Here is a 21,850-nt window from a genome sequence, read left to right on the forward strand (position 1 = left end):
ATCGAACGGCGAATGATAAGGGGGAATACCGCGCTTCGTCTGTACTGGCGCGTATTGAAGGGGTCAAACAAACAGCTGCAGAATATCCAGATCGCCATCGCTGAAGAAATCGAAGCAGATCGCCATCAGCATCAACATGCCTAGCGTGGTGGCCCCGTGCACGATCAGGATGGCGCGCGCCAGCGCGCGCGCCGAGCGCCCCATCTTCATGCTGTAGCGGGCCAACCGCTGCAGCCGGCCCGACACCGCGTGCGCATGCGCCAGCACCGGGGCGTCTTCGCCGTCCATGGCCGCCGCCATCAGCGCCTGCAACTGCTCCGGGCGGTGTTCGTAATATTTGGCAACACCATAGCCGAACATCAGCCAGTCACGGGCCTGGGCCTGGGCCAGGCCCATCACTTCCAGCGGGTCTTCCTCGAAATCGATGAAGCCGATGGCGTTGCCGTCCCAGGTCAGGTTGCGCGGCAGCGGCTGACCGAAATAGGCCCCTTTGGTATGCGCGGCCACGATGGCCTGCATGGCCGCCGACACCAGTGCGTCGCGGCCGGCGTCGTCGGCTTGGCGCAGACAGGTATTGAAGGAGCTGCCGTTGTCGCCCAGTACCAACGAGGCATGGCCGCTGCCGATCACGTGCGGCACGTTGACACCTTGGGCCTGGAGTTCGGCCAGGCGGCGCGCTTCGGTTTCGCGGGCGGCGTCACCGCCCCGGTGCGGCGGTGGGCGAAGGGCATCCAGCTGAAAGCGGTTGGCCACGAAATTGAGCAGGCCCAGCGCGACTGCGCGGCTGCTTTCGCCGTACTGCTTCAACCAGGCGGGCTGGCCCTCGATGACGATGGGTTCGACCATGACACACCTCCAGGAATGCAAAACGGCCCCATCGGGGCCGTTTGCCTTGAACCAATTAACGCATTAATAACGCAGCAACGCCGAACCCCAGGTGAAGCCGCCACCGAAGGCTTCCAGCAGCAGCAGCTGGCCGCGCTGCACCCTGCCGGAGCGAACGGCCACGTCCAGTGCCATCGGCACCGAGGCCGAGGAGGTGTTGCCGTGCTTGTCCACCGTGACCACGACCTGGTCCATCGACATGTCCAGCCGCTTGGCGGTGGCCTCGATGATGCGCAGGTTGGCCTGGTGCGGGATCAGCCAGTCCAGGTCGGCCTTGGTCAGGCCGTTGGCGTCCAGGGTTTCGTCCACGACCGAGTCCAGCGCCTTGACGGCGTACTTGAACACGTCATTGCCCTTCATCAGGATCGCGCCGCGGGCCTGCTCGCCTTCGCCGAAACCGGCCGAGACGCCCACCGGGTTCCACAGCAGTTCCTTCTTGCTGCCGTCCGAATGCAGGTGGGTGCTCAGGATGCCGGCGTCTTCGTCGGCCTTGAGCACTACGGCGCCCGCGCCATCGCCGAACAACACGCAGGTAGTGCGGTCGTTCCAGTCGACGATACGGGTCAGGGTTTCCGCACCGATGACCAGCACGTGGCGGGCATCACCGGAACGAATGAATTTGTCGGCCACGCCCAACGCGAACACAAAGCCCGAACAGGCGGCGTTGACGTCGAAGGCAGGGCAGCCGGTCGCACCGAGCTTGGCCTGGATCAGGCAGGCGGTGGACGGGAAGATCAGATCGGGGGTAGTGGTACCCACCACGATCATGTCGAGCTGGGAGGCGTCGATACCGGCCGCTTCCAACGCACGTACCGCGGCGTGATAGCCGAGGTCGCTGGTGGTTTCCGTGTCGGCGGCGATGTGCCGCTCACGGATACCGGTGCGCGTCTGGATCCACTCATCGCTGGTGTCGACCATTTTCTCCAGATCCTGGTTGGTCAACACTTTCTCGGGCAAATAACTACCGGTGCCCGCGATCCTCGAGTAGATCCGCTTGCTCATTGCATTTCCTGTAACACGGCCACCGGAAATGGCGGCCGGAAGAAAGGGGTAAAGGCCGCTGCCCGACCGGGCAGCGGCCCTCACAAATCAATCTTCTTCGACGGCCGAGTTCGACTTGGTCGTGATCACCTTCTTGCCGCGGTAGAAACCGTCAGCAGTGATGTGGTGACGCAGATGCACTTCGCCGGTGGTCGGGTCGGTGGACAGCTGCTTGGCGCTCAGGGCGTCATGCGAACGGCGCTGGCCGCGGCGGGACGGGGTAACACGGGATTTCTGCACAGCCATGGGATTGCTCCAAACTCGGTTCGTTTTTGCTTCGTCGTATCGTCGCGCAGGACGCCAGCGCCCAGCACAGTCTTCGCTTTCGCCGCAGCCGCCGACGACAATCCGGCTGCTATTGTTTCTTCAGCGCCGCCAATGCCGCAAACGGATTGGCCTTGCTCTGTTCTTCTTCGGTCGGTGCCCAGTCCCGGTCAACCGCTTCACCCTCGGGCGACAGCGGCACCACCGGCACGGCCAGGACCAGTTCGTCCTCGACCAGATCCAGCGGACGCAGGCTGCCGTCTTCGGGCACCAGCATCGCCTCGTACTCTTCCGGCAACGACGACTCTTCGTCTTCGCTACGGATCAGGCCGAGCCGCTGCTTGACCGACACCGGCAGCAGGAAGCGCTGCAGGCTGCGCTGACAGATCAGCGGCAGCGCGGTATCGATGGTCAGGTCCACATAGGATACCCGCAGGATGTCGTCGTGGCCGAATTCCAGCGCAAAGGTGCACTTTCCCTCGGTATCGGCAACAAGGCCTTGCAGGCGGGTCATTTCTGCCAGTTCTACCTGACCGTCGAAGCACCTTCGTGCTGCGACCATCCGCCAGGCATCCAGCAATTCGGGCACGTTCGCGGACATAAGCCGCTGAATGTTAAGGACGCCACCGGCCGTTGTCAATTACCCCGACGCGGGGGGCTGCGGTAAAGTGCGCCCCACCCCCTGTCACCCCGGTATTGTCGCATGCTTCCCCTGCTGTTGGCCTCCACCTCCCGCTACCGCCGTGAACTGCTGGAACGGCTGGGCCTGCCGCTGGATACGGCGCGCCCGGACGTGGACGAGACCCCTGCCCCCGGTGAAGCCCCACGCGCCCTGGCGGTGCGACTGGCGCGGGCCAAGGCCGCCGAGGTGGCCACCCGCCACCCGGGCCGCTGGGTGATCGGCTCGGACCAGGTCGCGGACCTGAACGGGGCCCCGCTGGGCAAGCCCGGCGATGTGCCCGGTGCACATGCGCAGCTGGCGGCGATGTCCGGGCAGACGGTGGCCTTCCATACGGCCATCTGCCTGATCCGCGATGGCCAGGCACTGGAGGCCTGCGACCTCACCGAGGTGCACTTCCGGGCGCTGGCCGCCGACGAGATTGCCCGCTATGTGGCCGCCGAGCAGCCGCTGGACTGCGCCGGAAGCTTCAAGTGCGAGGGACTGGGCATCACGTTGTTCGAGGCGATCGACAACCGCGACCCGACCGCGCTGATCGGCCTGCCGCTGATCGCGCTGGCCGGGCTGCTGCGCCGGGCCGGCTACACCCTGCCCTGAGGGCAGTCGAAAGGTTCAGCGCGCGGGCACTGTGAAAGACTGCTCCTGCCACTGCTCCACGCTGCCATCGTTGCCGTAGAGCGTCATGCCCAGCCAGTGTCTGCCAGGGGCGAGTGCGCGCGTATCGAGCGTGGCATCGAAGGCCACGTTCGGATGCTGCGGATCGGTGGAAATCTTCCAGGCGGCGGTGATGTCATATGCGCGGCCGTAGACCGCATCGCCCGCCGGCTTGCCATCGATCCGCAATTCGACGCGCGCCAGCCCCACGCCATCCTTGAACGCCCAGCCACGCACTTCCATGCGGCCGCCCACGCTGGCGTCCTGCAGGGGCGCATCCAGCCAGGCCATCGCCGGGGTCACGCAGGGGCCATCGACCCGCTGCGCGGGCAGCTTGAACAACAGGAAGCGCTGGTAGCCGTGGTCCTGGCTGACCACGCGCGGCGGAGGCAACGGGCCCACCTGCCTGCAGATGTCATGGTAACGCTCGAGCAGGTCGCGGTAGCGCTGGTCGCTGGGCGAGAGCACCAGCAGCAGCGGCGCATCGCGCTGGCCATCGTGCAGCAGGCCCCACAGGCCCAGCTGCGCGGTGCGGCCGTGCTTGTCGTTGAGCGGGTGGCGCAGCACTTCAATGCGCGGGTCGCGCAACTGGAAGCCCAGCTCCGCGCCCACCTTGAAGTTGCCCGCCAGCACCCGCGTGCCCGGCGGCATGCTGGCCAGTTCCGTGCGCACCTCATCGGCCAGCGGTGCCCAGCCAGCGAAGTTGCGTGGGTAGAACTTGTCGCCCGCCAGCTGTTCGCGAAGGGCCGGGCTGGAAGCCATCAGGTAATACGAGAGGGCCAGCGCCAGCCCTGCCCCTGCGAACCACCAGCCGGTACGCCGCAGCCAGCGCGGCCAGCCGTTCAGCACCACCGGCACCGCCACCAGCAGGGCCAGGTAGCCGGGCAGCGGCCAATGGAAACTGATTCGCTCCACATCGGTGAAGAAGCCCAGCGCGAAGATCGCCAATGTGGAGACCGCGCCCACCAGGCCGAAGTAGCGCCACTGCGCACGCGCGCCGCCGCCGGAACGGGTGCCGGCCAGCGCCACCTTCCACATGGCAATGCACAGGATGGGCGTGACCAGCATCGGCTGGATCACCAGGAACCACAGGCCGCTCCACTGGAATGCCCAGGGGTGGCGCTCGACCACCTGGAATTTCAGGCCGGCGTCCTGGTTGTCGGCGTTCCACGCCAGCAACGGCAACCACGCCATCACACCCACCGCCAGCGCCACCCACACGCGCGGATCGCGTAGCGTGCGCCGCCCCTGCGGCAGCAGCAGCAGGGCAATGAAACCCACCAGAATCACACCAATGAAGCGGTAGTGGCTGAGTGCGCCGATCACCAGACCCAGCGAAAGCTTCACCGCTGCTGCGGCATCGACGTTGCGCAGCAGGCGCGCGCCGGCATCCAGGCACAGCACGGCGGCCAGCGCCATCGGCACATCGGGCACGGCCAGCATGCCCAGCGTGGCCGACAGCGGCATCAGCAGGGTCAGGCTGCCCGCCTGCCAGCCGGCCACCGCGCCGAACCAGCGCGTGGCGGTGCGCGAGACCAGCCATGGCAGCATGGCGCCGATGGCCAGGAACGGCAGGCGCAACGCCAGCACATGGTTGCCACCCAGCTCCACGCCCAGCCGCGCCAGCCAGGCGGTCAGCCCGGGCAGATCGGAATAGGCGGCGGCCAGATGCTGGCCTTCCTGCCAATAGAACGCTTCGTCCACGAACAGGGGCAGACGCGCGGCCACCACGAGCTTGATGGCCGTGATGAGCGTCCACAACACCAGAAAAATTGTGCGCGCGCGTTGTTCGCCCTGCATTGCTCTATAGAATCGAAGGAATCATCGACACGAGACGAACATGGATACTTCGCCCCGCGTGCCCGCCATGCTACCCGAAGAACTGCGACAGTCCCTGCGCAGCGCGCAGGACCAGGTCAATGGACTGGTGCTGGGCAAGGCCCATGAAGTCCGGCTGGCATTCGTCGCACTGCTCTCCGGCGGCCACCTGCTGATCGAAGATCTGCCCGGCCTGGGCAAGACCACCCTGGCCCATGCACTGGCTTCCAGCTTGGGGCTGGGGTTCCAGCGCGTGCAGTTCACCTCGGACCTGCTGCCGGCAGATGTGCTCGGCGTCTCGGTTTACGAGGCCACCAGCCGCCAGTTCCAGTTTCATCCCGGCCCGGTCTTCACGCACGTGCTGCTGGCCGACGAGATCAACCGTGCGCCGCCGCGCACGCAGAGCGCGCTGCTGGAGGCGATGGCCGAACAGCAGGTCACGCTCGATGGCGTGACCCATCCGCTGCCCGATCCGTTCTTCGTCATTGCCACGCAGAACCCGGTGGACCTCTCCGGCACCTTCCCGTTGCCCGATTCGCAGCTGGACCGCTTCCTGTTGCGGCTGGCGCTGGGTTACCCCAATCCCGAATCCGAACGCGAACTGCTGCGCGGCACCGACCGCCGCCACCTGATCGCGCAGGCCACCGCCTGCCTGGACGACAACCAGGTGCGCGCGCTGCGCGACGCGGTAAGCCAGGTACATGCCAGCGAAGCATTGATCCAGTATGTGCAGTCACTGCTCGCGCGCAGCCGCCAGCACACCGGGGTGCGCGTGGGCCTGTCGCCGCGCGCGGGGCTGGCGCTGCTGCGCGCGGCCAAGGCGCATGCACTGCTGCTGGGCCGCGGCCATGTGGTGCCCGAAGACGTCCAGACCCTGTTTGTTGCCGTGGCCGGGCACCGGCTGGTGCCTGAAGCCGAAGCCAGCACCGGACCGGCATTGGCCCGCGCCATCCTCCAGACGGTTCCGGTGGACTGAGTGCGCAAGGGCTGGGGAGAGCGCTGGCGCAAGCTGGTATTGATGGCCCGGCCACGGCAGCCGGAAAGCCTGCCGCGCCGGCTGGACCGCCGCCGCATCTATGTACTGCCCACCCGCTTCGGCCTGTTCGTGGCGGTGCTACTGGGCGCAATGCTGCTGGGCGCGCTGAACTACAACAACAACCCGGCATTGCTGCTGGCGCTGCTGCTGACCACGGTGGCCATTGCCAGCACGCTCAGCGCGCACCTGCAGTTGTCGGGACTGCAGGTCGATGCGGTATCGGCCGAACCGGTGGTGGCCGGGGCCACGCTGCGCCTGCGCATCAACCTTTCGCGCGCCGATACGCGCGTGCGTCGCGGCCTGGTGCTGGCGTTGGGCGATGCAGCGGCGTACGGACACCTGGTGGATACCAACCAGATCGAAGTGGACCTGCCCTTGCCTACGGAACGTCGCGGCTGGCTGGACCTGGAGCGTATCCGCATTTCCACCACGCAACCGCTGGGGCTGGTCCGCGCATGGTCCTGGGTGTGGCCCGACACCCCATTACTGGTGTATGCCGCGCCCGAGAAGCAGTCACCACCACTGCCCGAAGGCGACGGCGATCCGCTGCACACCCGGGTGCATGCCAGCGGCGATGAGCTGCACCAGTTGCGTCCCTATCGGCCAGGCGATCCGCAGCGCAGTATTTCCTGGAAGCACTCCGCACGCCGCGCCATGCTGCTGGTGCGCGAGTACGAGAAGCCGGTGGGCGTGGACGCGCTGCTCGACTGGCGCCAGATGGGTTCGTTGCCGGGCGAGGTGAGAATCGCGCGACTGGCACGCTGGGTGGATCTGGCCGAGCGCGAAGGCCGCCGTTATACGCTGCTACTGCCGGGCCAGCCGGTATTGGGCCCGGGCCAGGGCAGCAGCCACCACCACCTCTGCCAACGCGCCCTGGCGCTGATGCCGCATGGCTGACCTTTCTGTCTCCCTGCTTTCCCCGGTCGCCCGTCGCTGGACGTTGGCCAGCGCGGCGCTGGCGCTGGTTCCGCTGTTGCTGCAGCTGCCGCCGCTGCTTGCCGGCGTATTCGCGCTGGCGGCGGTGCTCACGGCGCTGCTTTCCGGGCAACGGGTACTGCCCGGCCCGGTCCGGTTGCTGCTGGTGCTGGGCATGCTGGCTGCGATCTACTGGCAGATGGGCATGCGCCCCGGCCGCGATACCGGCTGTGCGCTGCTGGCAGCGATGCTGGCGCTGAAATCCAGCGAACTGCGTAGCCTGCGCGATGCGCGAAGCCTGCTTGGCTTTGCGCTGTTCGCGCCGTTTTCGGCGTTCCTGCTCGACCAAGGCCCCATGACAATGGTGTTGGCGGTGCTGGCGGCACTGGCCACGCTGCTCACGCTGCAGCGATTGGCGCGCGCCGAAGGGCAGGCGCCCAACGCGACGCTGGGGGGCCAGCTGCGCGGTGTTGGCAAGCTGGTGGCGCTGGGCGTGCCGCTGGCCCTGGCCGCGTTCTGGCTGTTCCCACGATTGAGCGAGCCACTGTGGGGGCTGCCCGAACGCGCCGTGGGCAAGCCCGGGCTGTCCGATCACATGGACCCATCCGAGTGGCTGGACTTGATGGCCGATGATTCCACCGCGCTTCGCGTGAGCTTCTTCGGTGCGACCCCCTCGCCAGAGCAGCGCTACTGGCGCGGCCCGGTGCTGACCCACTTCGACGGTCGCCGCTGGGACCGGGACCCCTACAGCGAGCGGCGCGCGCCCCCCACGGTGACCCGCGCGGCGCCGCACTGGGATTACCAGATCGACTACGAGCCGACCGACCGCCGCCAGTTGGTGGCGCTGGACCTGCCACTGCAGGCACCCGCCGGCACCACGCTGGATGGCACCTACAGCCTGCGCAGCGAACGCAGCCTGTCGGCGCTCACCCGCTGGCACCTGCAATCGGCACCGGCGGCGTCCTATGCCGAACCGCTCAGCGCGTTCCAGCGCCAGCTGACCCTGCAGCTGCCTCCCGACCTCAATCCGCGCACGGTGGCATTGGGCAGGCAGTGGCGGCAGGAGGCGGGCAGCAACGATGCGGCGATCGTGGCGCGGGCACTGGACTGGATCCGTTCGCGTTTCGCCTACACCCTGTCCACGCCGGAGCCGGGCCGGCACAGCGTGGATGAATTCCTGTTCGATCAGCAGGCCGGTTTCTGCCAGCACTTCAGTTCGTCGTTCGTAGTGCTGATGCGCAGCGCCGGCATTCCCGCGCGGGTGGTGACCGGCTTTGCCGGTGGCCAGCGCAATCCCTATGGCGACTACTTCGTGGTGCGCCGGATGGATGCGCATGCCTGGGCCGAAGTGTGGCTTCCGCAGCGCGGCTGGGTGCGGGTGGACCCGACCGCAGCGGTGGCGCCCGAACGTATCTACGACACCCTGGAAGACCGCCTCGGCGACGGCGCGGGCACCACGCTGGAAGGCCGCTGGCTGCAGCTGGGCCAGGTGGGCGATTTCCTGCGCCGGGGCTGGAACGACCTGGTGTTGTCGTTCGATTCCAACCGCCAGCAGCAGTTGTTGCGCCCGCTGGGCGTGGACACGCTGGAGCCGGCGCAGCTGGCGGCCATTTTCATTGCCTTCGCAGGCGCCGCGCTAGGCTGGATGGCATGGCTGCTGGCCCGTGGCGAGCGCGAGCGCGATCCGCTGCTGCGCGCCTGGCACCGTCTGGGCCGGCGTTACGCGCGGCATGGCCTGGCCCGGGAACCTGCGGATACCGCCACGGACTGGGCGCAGCGCGTCCACCGGCAGCGCCCCGACCCGGCGCTGATTCTGCTCAGCCACCGTTTCGTTCAGGCGCGCTACGCTGACGCTGAGCTCGACCCTTCACTCGTGCGCGACCTGCACAGGCATCGCCCGCCCACCGGAGCAACCTCATGAACGTCAAGATCCTGCTTCCCCTTGCCGCGTCGCTGGCGCTGGCCGCCTGTGCCACGGCCCCCAAACCACTGCAGGGGCAGTTCAGCGTGGTCAGCCCACGCGATTCGGTCGCCACCCAGCAGGTGGGCACGCCGGTCCGCTGGGGTGGTCGCATCATCGAAACCACCCCGGGCCAGGGCCAGACCTGCTTCCAGCTGCTGTCGCGCCCGCTCAATGGCAGCGGCCGTCCAAACACCACCTCCAACGACGCCAGCGACGGCCGCTTCGTGGCCTGCCGTGCCGGCTTCTACGACCCGGCCGTGTTCGAGGAAGGCCGCGATGTGACCTTCATCGGCAAAATCGCCGGCTATGAGAACACCCGCATCGGCGATTACGACTACCGCCTGCCCAAGCTCGAGGCCGACGTGATCTACCTGTGGCCGGAACAGCGCCAGGTCGATGTGGTACCGGTCTACCCGTACGGCCCGTGGGGCCCGGGCTGGGGCCCCGGCTGGGGCTACCGCGGTTGGGGCTGGTGGTAATTCCGGCACTGATAAAAAGAAACCGCCCTCCCGGGCGGTTTCTTTTTATGCATTCGGGGTACCAAAATGCCCCAACGGCGCCCCGGCCAACAGATGCAGGTGGATATGGAACACCGTCTGTCCTGCATGCTCGCGGCAGTTCATGACGATGCGGTAGCCATCCTGCGCGAAGCCCTCGCGCCGTGCGTATTCGGCGGCCGCCAACGCCAGCTTGCCGATCAGGTGCGCCTGCGAAGGCTGCACATCATCCAGCGTGGGAATGGCTTCGTTCTTCGGAATGAACAGCACGTGCACCGGCGCCTGCGGCGCGATGTCCTTGAACGCCAGCACCTCGTCATCTTCGTAGACGATGGTGGCCGGAATTTCGCGGCGGATGATCTTTCCGAACAGGGTGTCTTGGGTCATTGCATCACCTCGATGATTGGCCGGTTTTCCGAACGATGGCAATCCGCGTGGGCCGGCCAACGGCCGGCGCTACCGGTAGTCAGGTTGCTTCGGTACGGGTGCCGAACGCGTGCGACAGCGTGCCGCGATCGACGTATTCGAGCTCACCACCCAATGGCAGGCCCTGCGCTAGGCGACTGGGCCGCACCTTGTGCGCACGCGCCAGCTGCGCCAGGTAATGCGCGGTGGCTTCACCTTCAACAGTGGCGCTGGTGGCGATGATCAGTTCCTGCACCTCGCCCTGCCCCAACCGTGCCTCCAGCTGGTCCAGGCCGAGTTCGCGCGGGCCAACGCCGTCCAGCGGCGACAGCCGGCCCTGCAGCACGAAGTACACGCCGCGGAAGCCAGTGGCGGTTTCAATGGCCAGCCGGTCGGCTGGCGATTCGACCGCACACAGCTGCTGGCGCTCGCGGCTGCCATTGGCGCACACCGCGCAGACCTCCGTTTCGCTGAAATCGCGGCACTGCGCGCAATGGCCGATGCGTTCGATGGCCTTGGCCAGGACCTCGGCCAGCTTTTTCCCGCCCTCGCGCTCGCGCTCCAGCACGTGGTAGGCCATGCGCTGGGCGGTTTTCTGCCCCACCCCGGGCAACACCCGGAAGGCTTCGATCAGCTGTTCGAGCAGGGGCAGGCTCACGCTTAGAACGGCAGCTTCATGCCGGGCGGCAGCTGCATGCCGGCCGTGGCCGAACCCATGCGGTTCTTCGATTCGGCATCGATCTTGTTGGAGGCGTCGTTGAAGGCAGCCGCGACCAGGTCTTCGGTCATTTCCGCATCGGACAGGATCGACGGATCGATGCGCACCTTGCGGCACTCCTTGGCACCGGTCAGGGTCACGCTGACCATGCCGCCGCCGGCGCTGCCGGTGACTTCCAGCTTGGCGAGTTCTTCCTGGGCCTTCTGCAGGTTTTCCTGCATCTTCTGGGCCTGCTGCATCAGTTGGGCGATGTTGCCGCGCATGTCGTGTTACTCATCAAAAGGACGGATGGAATCGGTCACGACCCGGGCGCCATGCTGCTGGATGAGCAACTGCACCGACGGGTCGGCCATGAAGGCGGTTTCGGCCGCCTGTTGTCGTTCGCCACGCTGGCGGTCGGAACGCTGGTGCAGCGTTTCGGCCTCGGCGTTGCCATGTTCGATCACGATCTTCGGGGTCATCCCGAGCGGGCCGGACAGCGCCTCGGTCAGGGCCGCCAGCGACCGGTCTGAACACAGGTACTCAAATCCGGGCGATACGGCCAGTTTCAAGACGCCGTGCTGGAAGCCGATGAACGCGGCGTGTGCGGCCAGCTGCCGAGACGGCCCGTTCAGCTGGCTCTGGGCGACCAGTTCCAGCCAGGTTTCGGCCGATGCCAGCGCGACTGGGCCGGTGTTGGCGGCAGCGGGCGACGGGCTGATGTCGATGCCCTGCGGGCGCGGCGCAGGCGCCGCAGCCTGGACGGGCGCGGAGGCGCGTACCGGCGGAGCTTCCCACGGCGCGGCCATGGCAGCGTCGGGGCTGGCCAGTTCAACGGCCAATGCTTCGTCACGGTCGTCGCTGCCAGCCTGGTGCCACGGCGGCAGATCGTCGTCGACGGCGGGTTCCACTACGGGCGCAGCTGTCGGTTTCGGCGCAGCCGGGGCGGCAACGGGAGCCGCCGGGGCCACGGCAGCCGAAGCGACCGCAGGCGCTGCAACTGCTGCCACGGGCGCAGCGGCAACGTGCGCGGCCACGGCTGCCGGCGCGGCGGCCATACCCCCCTGCTCGGCGCCGCGCGAACCGCTGCCCACCTCGGTACCGGTACCCGGGTCACGCGGCACCGGCGGTACCGCGGCAGCCGGGCGGAACGCCAGCATGCGCAGCACGGCCATTTCAAAGCCGGCCCGCGGGCTGGGCGCCAGATGCAGGTCGCGACGGCCACTGAGCGCCATCTGGTACCAGAGCTGCACCACTTCCGGGCGCAGGCGCTGGGCGAAAGCGGCGGCATCGATGCCTTCGCCATCGGCCTGGGCGCCGGGCACCAGCTGCTGTACCTGGATACGGTGCAGGGCTTCGGCCAGCGCTTCCAGCACACCGCTCCAGTCGGGCGAGAACTCCGCCAGCGCGGCCACTACCTGCAGCAGGCGCACGCCATCGCCGTCGGCCAGGGCGCCGAGCATGGCCGCCACCTGGGTACGGTCGACGGTACCCAGCATGGTGCGCACCACGTCTTCGCGCAGTGCACCACCGGCGTAGGCAATGGCCTGGTCGAGCAACGACAGGCCGTCGCGCAGGCTGCCGTCGGCGGCCTTGGCCAGCTGCACGATCGCGGTCGGATCCGATTCGATCTCCTCGGCGGCCAGGATCCGGGTCATCTGGCCCTGGATCTGGTCCTCGTCGAGGCGCTTCAGGTTGAATTGCAGGCAGCGCGACAGCACCGTCACCGGCAGTTTCTGCGGGTCGGTGGTGGCCAGCAGGAACTTCACGTGTTCCGGCGGCTCTTCCAGCGTCTTGAGCAGCGCATTGAACGCCGCCTTGGACAGCATGTGCACTTCGTCGATCAGGTAGACCTTGTACTTGCCGCGCGAGGGCATGTACTGGGCGTTCTCGATCACCTCACGGACATCGTCCACGCCGGTATTGGATGCGGCATCGATTTCCAGCAGATCGATGTAGCGCCCGGAATCGATATCCAGGCAGGCCGGGCACTGGCCGCAGGGATCGGCGCTGGTGCCCTGCTCGCAATTGAGCGACTTGGCGAAAATGCGCGCGATGGTGGTCTTGCCGACCCCTCGGGTGCCGGTAAACAGGAATGCATGGTGCACCCGGCCGCTGTCCAGCGCATTGCTGAGCGCACGGACCACGTGTTCCTGGCCCACCAGCTCGGCAAAACGCTTGGGACGCCACTTGCGGGCAAGGACGAGATAGGACATCAGGCCACCGTCTTCATCGGGACGTCCATTGTGCCACGCCTGTCCAGCCCCCCAGCCGGGTGATCGTCGTGCTTGTGCCAATCGCATTCCCCGGCTAGAATCTGCGCCCCTGCAGCGTCAATGCAGCAGGTCCGGAGAGGTGTCCGAGTGGTTGAAGGAGCACGCCTGGAAAGTGTGTAAGCGTCTAAACCGCGCTTCGGGGGTTCGAATCCCCCTCTCTCCGCCAGACAAACGCAAAAGGCCGCCCAATGGGCGGCCTTTTGCGTTTGCCCGGCGGAGAGAGGGGGACGAGAAGCACCGGACGGGGGTTCGACGGATTCGCCCGGAGCGAATCCGGACAGCCGAACGGCTGGCCCCAACGCGCGCCCAGCGCGCGTTGGGGCGGGGCCCATGGATGGGCCCCGCAATCCCCGGCAATGAAGCCGCCACCATTCCGCCGCGTTCGACCAACCCGCCGGACAAAAACGCCGCCCGAAGGGCGACCTTCTTCGTAGAGCCACGCCCTGCGTGGCTGCTCTCCGTTCAGCACCGCGAAGCCACGCAGGGCGTGGCTCTACAATGGGGCACCCTTTCCCGACTCCCCTCCCCCATGTCCGACTGCTGCAGCTGCGGAAAAATCGTCGACGTCGCCGCCCTCCAGGCCAAGCAACGCCGTGTGCTGCGCATCGTGCTGGCGATCAACCTGGCAACGTTCGTGATGATGGCGGCGGCCGCCTGGTGGAGCCATTCGTCGTCGCTGCTGTCGGGCAGCCTGGACAACCTGGGCGACGCGCTGACTTACGCGATCAGCCTGGCCGTGGTGGGTGCTTCGATGCAGGCCAAGGTACGGGTCGCACTGTTGAAGGGGCTGCTGATCCTCGGCGCGGCCATTGCCGTGGCGGTGCAGATCGGCTGGCGACTGACCCACCCGGCCGTGCCGCTGTTTGAAGGCATGGGCATCGCCGCTGCACTCAACCTTGCCGCCAACGGCGTATGCCTGTGGCTGCTGAATCCGTTCCGCAACGGCGACGTCAACATGGCCTCGGCGTGGGAATGCTCGCGCAACGACATTTTCGAGGGCGTGGCCGTGCTGCTGGCCGCGCTCGCGGTGTGGGCGTTCGGCGCTGGCTGGCCGGATCTGCTGATCGCTGCCGCTTTGCTGGTGATGTTCCTGCGCTCAGCGTTGCGCGTGCTGCGTTCGGCGTGGCGGGAAATGCGGGTTCAGGGCTGAACCCGCCGACCTCTCTTGCTGTTACGCGCTCGACACCTTCATCAGCACCAGCCCGCTCACGATCAACACGGCAGCAGCAATCCGCATCGCACTGACCTGTTCACCCAGGAACACGATGCCGATCACGAACGCGCCGACCGCGCCGATGCCGGTCCAGATCGTATAGGCGGTGCCCAGTGGCAGCGTGCGCATCGCCAGGGCGAGCAGCCAGAAACTGGCAATCATGCCGGCGATGGTGATGATGGAGGGGGTGAGCTTGCTGAAACCGTCGGACTGCTTCATCGCAAACGCCCAGACGATTTCCAGTACACCGGCTGCCAGTAGATAGATCCAGGCCATGGGGGCCTCCTTTGATGGGGCCAGGCCGTCCTGGTCGTTGATGCCCGATGCGGGGGAGGCCGTTCCTCCAGATGTGCGGGCATTCTAACGGCTGGGGGTTGGGGTGGCGTGAGTTGCGTGTCTGGGGATACAGGGGATTCAGGTGTGCGTTGGACACGCATGGCGTGTCGCTTCGCGGCCGATCGTCGGGCTGCTGGCGTTGCGCGCGGCGGTTGGGATAGAATGCGTGGCTGCACTGCGGGACCTGGTCCTGCCTGCACACGTCTCTATGGCGGCCCCGTCGGCCCCTCGCGACGCTAGGTCGAAAATCCCGCCAGGGCCGGAAGGCAGCAACGGTATCGATCGACGCGGGCGCCGAGGTCAGCCGGCGGGGCCGCCACCTTTTTGGGCTTGCGAAAGAGGCTTCGGCGGTACCGCGCAGCCACGCACTGAATCACGCTACGTCGCGATGCGATCAGCGCAAAGGCGCGTGGCGACGCGTTCAACGGACCGGCGCGCACCGTTCATGCGGCGCGGCGCGGCTCTACGGGGGGATTGCTACAGGGGACGTCGGGGCCGACAACGCCACGCACTCGCCCGGCAGCGCGACCCTGTGCCCACGCTGCCGCAGCGCTTCGCCGTCGGCTTCGCTGGCGTAGTGGTAGAGCATCATCCGCGCCTGCAGTTCGGCGCTGTACTCACGCTCGAGATCGTCCACGCCGGTATGCGACGGGTTGCCGTGCAGGCCGCAGTCGTGCGCGACAAGTTCGTTGTCGGCGGCATAACGCGCCAGCATTTCGGGAATCGGGCGGGTGTCGCCGCTCCACACCAGCGCGCCCTGCAGGCGCAGGCCATACGCCGTTTCCGGCCAGTGATGGCGGACCGGAAACACTTCCAGGCGCACGCCGTCATGCCAGAACGCCTCGCCCACCACGATCAGCTGGAAGGCATCCCAGAAGTTGGCGCCACCTTCGGCCAGCACGTTGGGGTAGTCGCCCACGCGCCGGTGCAGCAGCGGCACCACGCTGGCCGGCACATACAGACGGATGCGGCCACGCCGCTGCGGCGAGAAGTAGGCATCCACGAACAGGCGCTCGAAGCCGGCTACATGGTCCAGATGCACATGGGTGACGAACAGCGCTTCGGGTATGCGCCCGTACTGGGCCAGGTAGGCAGTAAGACCTTCGCCGCCACAGTCGATGGTCAGCCACGGCTGGCCGCCGCGCTCGATCACCGCCATCGGCGAGCCCAACTGCACGGCCGACGCATTGCCGACCCCCATGAAACGCAACGACCAGTCCATCAGTAACCCCGGTTCCAGGCCAGGTCATAGGCACGGCGCAGGCGCTCGAAGTCCTTTTCAACCTCGTCGTGGCTGCGCTCGCCCCGCAGTTTCACCAGCGAACGGTGCAGGCGCTTGAGATTGCGCTCGCGCCAGGCCGTAGCCGGGATGCGCTGCACGCCACGGTCGAAATCGATCAGCCAGCCGTGACCGTTGGCATCGAACAGGATGTTGTGGGCGTTGAGATCGGCATGGTCCAACCCGGCGCGGTGGAAGCGCGCGATCAGCCGACCGGCCTCTTCCCACGGCGCGCCCCGCCCGGCCACCAGCGCGCGGTCGGCCAGCGAACGCACGCCTTCCAGGCGCTCCATCAGGATCGCGGCGCGGTAGCGCATGCCTTCGCGCATGTAAAACGCGGCGATCGGGCGCGGCACCGGCAGTTTCAACGCACGCAGGGCGCGCATCAGGCGGAATTCGGCGAAGCTGCGGGTGCGGTTGGCCCCGCGCCACAGGTACTGGTCATGGCTGAGCCTGGCTGCCATCCCGCCGCGCAGGTACTGGCGCAGCACGCAATGGCCGAAGGGCGCATCGACGAACCAGGCCCCGCCCCGGCCGCCATCGCCGACCGGGCGCGCCCGCTCGCCCCAGTGGATCGGGGAGAACAGGCTCATCTCGGCTTGCCGCAGCCGTTCGCGGTCGAACAGAATGGCACCCATGCCGCGTCCATCGCGGCAGGGCGTCAGCGCTTCAGTGGCGTCGAATGCGACCATTCCTTCGAGTCTAACAACACCATGGCATCAGCGTCCTCTTCCTTGTGTCTTTTGCGTTTGTCCGCGCTGGGCGATGTCACCCACGTGGTGCCGCTGGTGCGGACCCTGCAGCAGGCACGGCCGGGCACCGAACTGCACTGGATCATCGACAAGGCCGGGCACAAGCTGCTCGACGGCCTGCCGGGCGTGGTGTTCCACGCCTACGACAAGAAGACCGGGCTGGCGGGCATGCGCGCCCTGCGCGCGTCGCTGCCACCAGGGCGTTTCGAGGCACTGCTGCAGATGCAGGTGGCCTTCCGCGCCAACGTGTTGTCGGCGTTCGTGCCCGCCGTACGCCGGATCGGCTATGACAAGGCCCGCTCCAAGGACCTGCACGGTCTTTTCATCAACGAGCGCATCCCCGACCGCCCCGGCATCCACGTGCTGGATGCGATCGGCAGCTTCTGCGAGCCACTGGGGATCCGCCAGAACGAGGTCAGCTGGGACCTGGCGATCCCGCCGGCAGCGGTGGAATGGGCGCACGCGCAATGGCAGGACGATGGCCGGCCGGTGCTGATGATCTCGCCCTGTTCCAGCCACGTGCGCCGCAACTGGTACGCCGAGCGCTACGCGGCGGTGGCCAACCACGCGGCAGCGCGCGGCTGGCGGGTGGTGCTGTGCGGAGGCCGCAGCGAGCTGGAGCGCGGCATGGCCGACGCCATCCAGGCCCAGCTGGACACCCCGGCGCTGGACCTGGTGGGCAAGGACACGCTCAAGCAGCTGCCGGCCCTGCTGGCCCGCGCGGCGCTGGTGATGACCCCGGATTCGGGCCCCATGCACATCGCCAACGCGATGGGCACCAAGGTGCTGGGCCTGCACGCGGCCAGCAACCCGCACCGCAGCGGCCCCTATTCGGACCGCCGCTACTGCGTGGACCGCTATGACGATGCGGCGCAGAAGTTCCTGGGCAAGCCGGCCAGCGAACTCAAGTGGGGCACCAAGATCGAGTTCGATGATGTGATGCAGCTGATTACCGTGGAAGACGGCATTGCCGCCTTCGAGCGCTACGTTGCCGATAACGCATGACCGGTAGTGCCGGGCTCTGCCCGGCAACCAGGCGATGCGGGACCGCCACGGACAGCAGCCGGGCAGAGCCCGGCTCTACCGTCAGGCGTGCTTGTACGACTTCTCTTCGATGTACAGCGAACCCAGCGCCTTGTTGATGTCCTTCTTGATGCGCGCCCGCTCATCGTTGTTCTGGTAAACGCTGCGGGCCAGGGCGACGAACGCCTCATCGAATTCACCTGCCTTGTCTTTCAGGCGGACGTTGTCTTCGATATCCCACAGTTTTTCGTTGACGTCCTTGAGCTCGGTGCGCAGCTTGGCGATGTCCTTGCCCCCGGCCGGGTGCACCATCCAGGTCTTTTCCAGCGCGCTCAGCTCGGTGCGGATGTTGGCCAGCTTGGCCGGATCGCTGATCCGCTCGGATTTGATCTGCAGGATGGAGATCTTGTCGAGCAGCTCGCCGAAGGAGACGGGGACTTGGATTTCTGCGCTCATGGGGGACACCACTATTCTGTTCCACCCAGTTTAGCCGTAGAGCCACGCCGCGCCACATGAACAGCGTGCGCCATTTCGTTGAACGCGTCGCCACGCGCCTTTGCAATGGTCGCCAGGGTACGTAGCGTGGTTCAGCAGCGTGGCTGCGCGGTGCCGACCAACGACCAGCCAAGTAAGGCGTGGTTTTACGCCGCCCGAAGAGACAAGCCCCTCTGTTGAGGGGCTGCCCCGACAGGGGCGGGGAGAGGAAGCATGCGGGGGCAACGGCGCGTAGCGCCGTTGCAATCCCCCCCTCTCCGCCAGACACGCAAAAAAGGCCACCCGAAGGGCAGCCTTTTTTGCGTGTCTGGCGGAGAGGGGGGGATTCGAACCCCCGAGGCGCTATAAACGCCTGCCTGATTTCGAGTCAGGTACATTCAACCGCTCTGCCACCTCTCCAGATGGTCCCCGGCGAACCGGGGAGCGAATAATACGGTCAGCAGGCGCTGACGGCAAGCCATTCTCCCGCTTCCGATGAATTTCTTCTGTATCGATGCCTTGCCGGATGTCCGCAGGGCCGCGATCATGCCGTTATCCCTCAGCAACACACTCCCGGCCTGCGCACTTCCATGATCGAATTCGGACACCTGACCCACCCTGGCCTGCGCCGTGACCTCAACGAGGACACCTACTACGGGGACGGGGAGCTGGCACTGTGGCTGGTGGCCGATGGCATGGGCGGGCATGCCTGTGGCGAAGTCGCCAGCGCGCTGGCGCGCGAGACGATCGTGCGCGAGATCCGCCAGGGCGCCACGCTCGCGCACGCGATCCGGGTGGCCGATGAGGAAATCATCCGCACCTCGCGCCGACGCAACGACAGCCTCCCGATGGGCACCACGGTGGTGGCCGCGCGGGTGCAGGGCAACCGCTATGAGGTGGCCTGGGTCGGCGACAGCCGCGCCTACCTGTGGCGCGACGGCAAGCTTGCCCAGCTGAGCCAGGATCACAGCGTGGTGCAGGAAATGGTGGCGCAGGGCAACCTCACCGCCGAAGAGGCCCGCGCGCACCCGCACCGCAACGTAGTGACCCAGGCGCTGGGGGTGACCGACCCGGCGCACCTGAACGTGGCCACCACCGCCGGCGAGCTGCGCCCGGGCATGCAGTTGTTGCTATGCAGCGACGGGCTGACCGAAGAAGTGGAAGACACGGGCATTGCCCGCACCCTCGCCTATGACGATGCCAGCGCGCAGGAATGCGTGGATACGCTGGTGGCCGCAGCCCTGGATGGCGGTGGTTCGGACAACATCACGGTGATTCTCGTTCGTTGTCATTAGCTGGACCGCTTGGGCCGGCCAACGGCCGGCGCTACCGTCATGCTGCCGGGGCCCATGGTTGATTGATCCCGATCCCAATGGGTCCGTAACAATTCGTGGGTCCGAAGAGAACGGCAGGAGCCGTTCTCAACATCGCACAGCGATGGCCCGTAGGGTGCCCGCCAGGGACGGCGGGCATAAGAGAACGGCAGGAGCCGTTCTCAACATCGCACAGCGATGGCCCGTAGGGTGCCCGCCAGGGACGGCGGGCATAAGAGAACGGCAGGAGCCGTTCTCAATATCGCGTAGCGATGGCCCGAAGGGTGCCCGCCAGGACGGCGGGCATAAGAGAACGGCAGGAGCCGTTCTCAACATCGCGTAGCGATGGCCCGAAGGGTGCCCGCCAGGACGGCGGGCATAACGTTGGCCGGACACCGCGCGCAGCGCGGCACAAGGATCCGAAGACCGTTGTTCACCGATCGCGGCACACCCCCCGACGTTTAAACCCGCCGAAGCCGCGGCATCAGGCCACCGCCTCTTCCGCCTTCGGCCCATCCCAGATGGCATGACCAGCCTTCTTGCGCAGTTTGGCCAGGCGCGCTTCGTGCGCTTCCAGCTCCGAGGCCGTCGCCACCACGCGCGGGCGCGGCAGCAGGCGGCTGGTGTCGAAGGCCTGGGCATGGGCAGTGCCGGGGCGGGCATCGTCGGCCGAACCGAAGCCGATCTCCTCCTGGCCGGAGGTCAGCGCGATGTACACATCGCCCAGGATCTGCGCATCGAGCAGGCCGCCGTGCAGCTGGCGGTGCGTGTTGTCCACGCCCAGCCGCTTGCACAGCGCATCGAGCGAGTTGCGCTGGCCTGGGTAGCGCTCGCGCGCCATCTTCAGCGTATCGATCACCGTGCAGCGGTCGGTGATCTTGCCGTACTGGTCGCCCAGCAACGACAGCTCGTAATCCAGGAAGCCCAGATCGAACGCCGCGTTGTGGATGATCAGCTCGGCGCCGTCGATGTAGGCCAGGAATTCTTCGGCGACCTGCGCGAACACCGGCTTGTCGGCCAGGAACTCCAGGGTCAGCCCGGTGACTTCCTGCGCGCCCTGCTCGAACTCGCAGTCCGGCTTGAGGTACTGGTGGAAGTTGTTGCCGCTGGGGCGGCGCTCCAGCAGTTCCACACAGCCGATTTCGACGATGCGGTTGCCCTTGCGCCATTCCAGGCCGGTGGTTTCGGTGTCGAGGATGATCTGACGCATGGGTTCAGTGTACCGGGCCAGCGGCACGGATCCGGATCGCGGCGTCGCGCGCCAGGGTATCCACCCGCTCGTTGTCCGGGTCACCGGAATGGCCCTTCACCCAGCGCCAGTCGATGCTGTGCTTCTGGGTGGCCGCATGCAGGCGCTCCCACAGGTCGCGGTTCTTGACCGGGTCGCCGCCGGCGGTCTTCCAGTTCTTGCGGATCCAGCCCGGCAGCCACTGGGTCAGACCCTGGCGCACGTACTGCGAATCGGTGAACAGCACGATCTCGCACGGCTCGGTGAGCACTTCCAGGCCGGAGATGGCCGCCATCAGCTCCATCCGGTTGTTGGTGGTGTGCGCTTCGCCGCCGCTCAGCTCGCGCTCGTGGCCCTTGTAGCGCATCAACGCGGCCCAGCCGCCGGGACCGGGGTTGCCGAGGCAGGAACCGTCGGTGTGGATTTCAATGGTTTTCAATACAACTCCAGATCAGGTCGCCACGGTGCCGTGCCAACGGCGTACCGGCAGTGGCGTAGGTCCTGGCAGGGCCAGGGTGCGTTTTTCGGCGGTGAACAGGCAGGCCGCGCGCAGGGCAGCCAAGCTGCCGCGCTCAGGCGCGCGGTCGCGCCACATCGGGCCCAGCCAGGCCAGGTCGTCGCAGGCCAGTCCGGCCCGCTCCAGGGTGTGGCGCAGCCGCTGCGGGGTGCGCACCACCAGCCCGTGCCGGCGCCATTGGCTGCGGAACGGGCTGAACGGGTTGAGCGTGGACAGCCACAGGCGCCCACCCGGCATCAGCACCCGCGCACATTCGGCGATCAGCTGTTCGGCATCGCGGGCGGTGACATGCTGCAGCACGATCGCGTTGAGGCTCTCGCCCTGGAACGGCAACGGCAGCGCGCAGGCGACATCGCCGCTATAGCCGCCTTCGCTGCGATGCAGCCGCACCCCCTGCCCCGGCAAGGCCGCTGCCTCCAGCCAGGCCGGGGTGGGCGCAATCCACAACCAGGGGTTGAGCGGGTGCGACGCCAGCACCGGCTCCAGGGCCTTTCGCTCGAGCTCACGCAGCGCTTGCGCCGGTTCAGTATCAAACCAGGATGCGACGGAAACTTGACGGGGGCTCGGCGCGGCGGGCATGGTCCA

24 protein-coding genes, 2 tRNA genes and 1 other RNA gene are annotated in these 21,850 nt (G+C 67.1%); 10 read left to right on the forward strand and 17 right to left on the reverse strand.

Annotated features, from left to right (window positions below):
* Positions 1 to 63: 63 nt before the first annotated feature.
* The 4 genes from WIX41_RS04845 to WIX41_RS04860 all read right to left on the reverse strand — a co-directional run bounded on the left by WIX41_RS04845 (position 64) and on the right by WIX41_RS04860 (position 2,791).
* Complete coding sequence (locus WIX41_RS04845) at positions 64 to 846, reverse strand: hypothetical protein (protein ID WP_339446024.1); 783 nt, start codon at positions 844 to 846, stop codon at positions 64 to 66.
* Between the two features lie 63 nt (positions 847 to 909).
* Complete coding sequence (locus WIX41_RS04850; RefSeq protein ID WP_339446025.1) at positions 910 to 1,887, reverse strand: beta-ketoacyl-ACP synthase III; 978 nt, start codon at positions 1,885 to 1,887, stop codon at positions 910 to 912.
* Positions 1,888 to 1,974: 87 nt separating this feature from the next.
* Positions 1,975 to 2,172 carry a 50S ribosomal protein L32 gene (rpmF, locus tag WIX41_RS04855; RefSeq protein ID WP_068849629.1) on the reverse strand — a complete coding sequence of 66 codons (198 nt, stop codon included), beginning with the start codon at positions 2,170 to 2,172 and terminating at the stop codon, positions 1,975 to 1,977.
* Between the two features lie 109 nt (positions 2,173 to 2,281).
* Positions 2,282 to 2,791 (reverse strand): YceD family protein, encoded by a 510-nt coding sequence (locus WIX41_RS04860; protein ID WP_068849627.1) that lies wholly within the window; start codon positions 2,789 to 2,791, stop codon positions 2,282 to 2,284.
* A 102-nt stretch (positions 2,792 to 2,893) separates the two neighbouring features.
* On the opposite strand from WIX41_RS04860, the gene WIX41_RS04865 reads away from it, so the two are divergent.
* Positions 2,894 to 3,466, forward strand: coding sequence for a Maf family protein (locus WIX41_RS04865; protein WP_339446027.1), 573 nt, complete (start codon positions 2,894 to 2,896; stop codon positions 3,464 to 3,466).
* 15 nt (positions 3,467 to 3,481) lie between these two features.
* On the opposite strand, the gene WIX41_RS04870 is transcribed toward WIX41_RS04865, so the two are convergent.
* Entirely contained in the window at positions 3,482 to 5,323 is a 1,842-nt protein-coding gene (locus tag WIX41_RS04870) for a glycosyltransferase family 39 protein (RefSeq protein ID WP_409187322.1), read from the reverse strand.
* A 40-nt stretch (positions 5,324 to 5,363) separates the two neighbouring features.
* Here WIX41_RS04870 and WIX41_RS04875 point away from each other — a divergent pair, with 40 nt between their 5' ends.
* From WIX41_RS04875 to WIX41_RS04890, 4 genes are read left to right on the forward strand one after another with little or no spacing between them, the layout of a single operon-like run.
* Positions 5,364 to 6,317 carry an AAA family ATPase gene (locus WIX41_RS04875; protein ID WP_339446029.1) on the forward strand — a complete coding sequence of 318 codons (954 nt, stop codon included), beginning with the start codon at positions 5,364 to 5,366 and terminating at the stop codon, positions 6,315 to 6,317.
* 42 nt (positions 6,318 to 6,359) lie between these two features.
* Positions 6,360 to 7,274, forward strand: coding sequence for a DUF58 domain-containing protein (locus WIX41_RS04880; RefSeq protein ID WP_409187454.1), 915 nt, complete (start codon positions 6,360 to 6,362; stop codon positions 7,272 to 7,274).
* Entirely contained in the window at positions 7,267 to 9,213 is a 1,947-nt protein-coding gene (locus WIX41_RS04885; protein WP_339446031.1) for a transglutaminase TgpA family protein, read from the forward strand. The genes WIX41_RS04880 and WIX41_RS04885 overlap by 8 nt, the downstream gene beginning before the upstream one ends.
* A complete protein-coding gene (locus WIX41_RS04890) occupies positions 9,210 to 9,734 on the forward strand; it encodes a Slp family lipoprotein (protein ID WP_214900502.1) in 525 nt (174 codons plus the stop codon). The genes WIX41_RS04885 and WIX41_RS04890 overlap by 4 nt, the downstream gene beginning before the upstream one ends.
* 45 nt (positions 9,735 to 9,779) lie before the next feature.
* Here WIX41_RS04890 and WIX41_RS04895 read toward each other — a convergent pair whose 3' ends face one another.
* The 4 genes from WIX41_RS04895 to dnaX form a co-directional block, all read right to left on the reverse strand.
* Positions 9,780 to 10,139, reverse strand: coding sequence for a histidine triad nucleotide-binding protein (locus tag WIX41_RS04895; protein ID WP_339446032.1), 360 nt, complete (start codon positions 10,137 to 10,139; stop codon positions 9,780 to 9,782).
* Between the two features lie 79 nt (positions 10,140 to 10,218).
* Complete coding sequence (gene recR / locus WIX41_RS04900; protein WP_339446033.1) at positions 10,219 to 10,815, reverse strand: recombination mediator RecR; 597 nt, start codon at positions 10,813 to 10,815, stop codon at positions 10,219 to 10,221.
* A 2-nt stretch (positions 10,816 to 10,817) separates the two neighbouring features.
* The gene (locus WIX41_RS04905; protein ID WP_145478448.1) at positions 10,818 to 11,138 is read right to left on the reverse strand and encodes a YbaB/EbfC family nucleoid-associated protein; all 321 of its coding nucleotides are present in this window, start codon (positions 11,136 to 11,138) and stop codon (positions 10,818 to 10,820) included.
* 6 nt (positions 11,139 to 11,144) lie between these two features.
* Entirely contained in the window at positions 11,145 to 13,070 is a 1,926-nt protein-coding gene (gene dnaX / locus WIX41_RS04910; RefSeq protein WP_339446034.1) for a DNA polymerase III subunit gamma/tau, read from the reverse strand.
* Positions 13,071 to 13,203: 133 nt separating this feature from the next.
* On the opposite strand from dnaX, the gene WIX41_RS04915 reads away from it, so the two are divergent.
* Both WIX41_RS04915 and WIX41_RS04920 read left to right on the forward strand, forming a co-directional pair.
* Positions 13,204 to 13,296 (forward strand) — tRNA-Ser (locus WIX41_RS04915).
* 363 nt (positions 13,297 to 13,659) lie between these two features.
* Positions 13,660 to 14,280 carry a cation transporter gene (locus tag WIX41_RS04920; protein ID WP_339446035.1) on the forward strand — a complete coding sequence of 207 codons (621 nt, stop codon included), beginning with the start codon at positions 13,660 to 13,662 and terminating at the stop codon, positions 14,278 to 14,280.
* 21 nt (positions 14,281 to 14,301) lie between these two features.
* Here the strand turns inward: WIX41_RS04920 and WIX41_RS04925 are convergent, their stop codons facing one another.
* The gene (locus WIX41_RS04925; protein WP_339446036.1) at positions 14,302 to 14,619 is read right to left on the reverse strand and encodes a DMT family transporter; all 318 of its coding nucleotides are present in this window, start codon (positions 14,617 to 14,619) and stop codon (positions 14,302 to 14,304) included.
* Positions 14,620 to 14,896: 277 nt separating this feature from the next.
* Between WIX41_RS04925 and ffs the strand changes: the two genes are divergently transcribed.
* Positions 14,897 to 14,993: signal recognition particle sRNA small type (ffs, locus tag WIX41_RS04930), an RNA gene on the forward strand.
* Positions 14,994 to 15,142: 149 nt separating this feature from the next.
* On the opposite strand, the gene WIX41_RS04935 is transcribed toward ffs, so the two are convergent.
* On the reverse strand, positions 15,143 to 15,901 hold the full coding sequence (locus WIX41_RS04935) for an MBL fold metallo-hydrolase (RefSeq protein WP_339446037.1): 759 nt from the start codon (positions 15,899 to 15,901) through the stop codon (positions 15,143 to 15,145).
* Complete coding sequence (locus WIX41_RS04940) at positions 15,901 to 16,650, reverse strand: 3-deoxy-D-manno-octulosonic acid kinase (protein WP_339446038.1); 750 nt, start codon at positions 16,648 to 16,650, stop codon at positions 15,901 to 15,903. The genes WIX41_RS04935 and WIX41_RS04940 overlap by 1 nt, the downstream gene beginning before the upstream one ends.
* A 21-nt stretch (positions 16,651 to 16,671) precedes the next feature.
* Between WIX41_RS04940 and WIX41_RS04945 the strand changes: the two genes are divergently transcribed.
* Positions 16,672 to 17,715 carry a glycosyltransferase family 9 protein gene (locus WIX41_RS04945; RefSeq protein ID WP_409187323.1) on the forward strand — a complete coding sequence of 348 codons (1,044 nt, stop codon included), beginning with the start codon at positions 16,672 to 16,674 and terminating at the stop codon, positions 17,713 to 17,715.
* An 81-nt stretch (positions 17,716 to 17,796) separates the two neighbouring features.
* On the opposite strand, the gene WIX41_RS04950 is transcribed toward WIX41_RS04945, so the two are convergent.
* Together WIX41_RS04950 and WIX41_RS04955 are read right to left on the reverse strand one after the other, a co-directional pair.
* On the reverse strand, positions 17,797 to 18,189 hold the full coding sequence (locus WIX41_RS04950) for a DUF6165 family protein (protein WP_339446040.1): 393 nt from the start codon (positions 18,187 to 18,189) through the stop codon (positions 17,797 to 17,799).
* 347 nt (positions 18,190 to 18,536) lie between these two features.
* Positions 18,537 to 18,627 (reverse strand) — tRNA-Ser (locus tag WIX41_RS04955).
* A 170-nt stretch (positions 18,628 to 18,797) separates the two neighbouring features.
* Between WIX41_RS04955 and WIX41_RS04960 the strand changes: the two genes are divergently transcribed.
* Positions 18,798 to 19,502: a PP2C family protein-serine/threonine phosphatase gene (locus WIX41_RS04960; RefSeq protein WP_068854556.1), complete on the forward strand. Its 705-nt coding sequence runs from the start codon at positions 18,798 to 18,800 to the stop codon at positions 19,500 to 19,502.
* Between the two features lie 502 nt (positions 19,503 to 20,004).
* Here the strand turns inward: WIX41_RS04960 and dnaQ are convergent.
* The 3 genes from dnaQ to WIX41_RS04975 are packed head-to-tail and all read right to left on the reverse strand — an operon-like array spanning position 20,005 to position 21,844.
* Positions 20,005 to 20,730, reverse strand: coding sequence for a DNA polymerase III subunit epsilon (gene dnaQ / locus WIX41_RS04965; protein WP_339446041.1), 726 nt, complete (start codon positions 20,728 to 20,730; stop codon positions 20,005 to 20,007).
* A gap of 4 nt (positions 20,731 to 20,734) precedes the next feature.
* The gene (gene rnhA, locus WIX41_RS04970; protein WP_339446042.1) at positions 20,735 to 21,187 is read right to left on the reverse strand and encodes a ribonuclease HI; all 453 of its coding nucleotides are present in this window, start codon (positions 21,185 to 21,187) and stop codon (positions 20,735 to 20,737) included.
* A gap of 12 nt (positions 21,188 to 21,199) precedes the next feature.
* Positions 21,200 to 21,844, reverse strand: coding sequence for a methyltransferase domain-containing protein (locus WIX41_RS04975; RefSeq protein WP_409187324.1), 645 nt, complete (start codon positions 21,842 to 21,844; stop codon positions 21,200 to 21,202).
* Positions 21,845 to 21,850 lie beyond the last annotated feature (6 nt).

The sequence above is a fragment of the Stenotrophomonas sp. AB1(2024) genome, assembly GCF_037482345.1.
Classification (GTDB): Bacteria; Pseudomonadota; Gammaproteobacteria; order Xanthomonadales; family Xanthomonadaceae; genus Stenotrophomonas.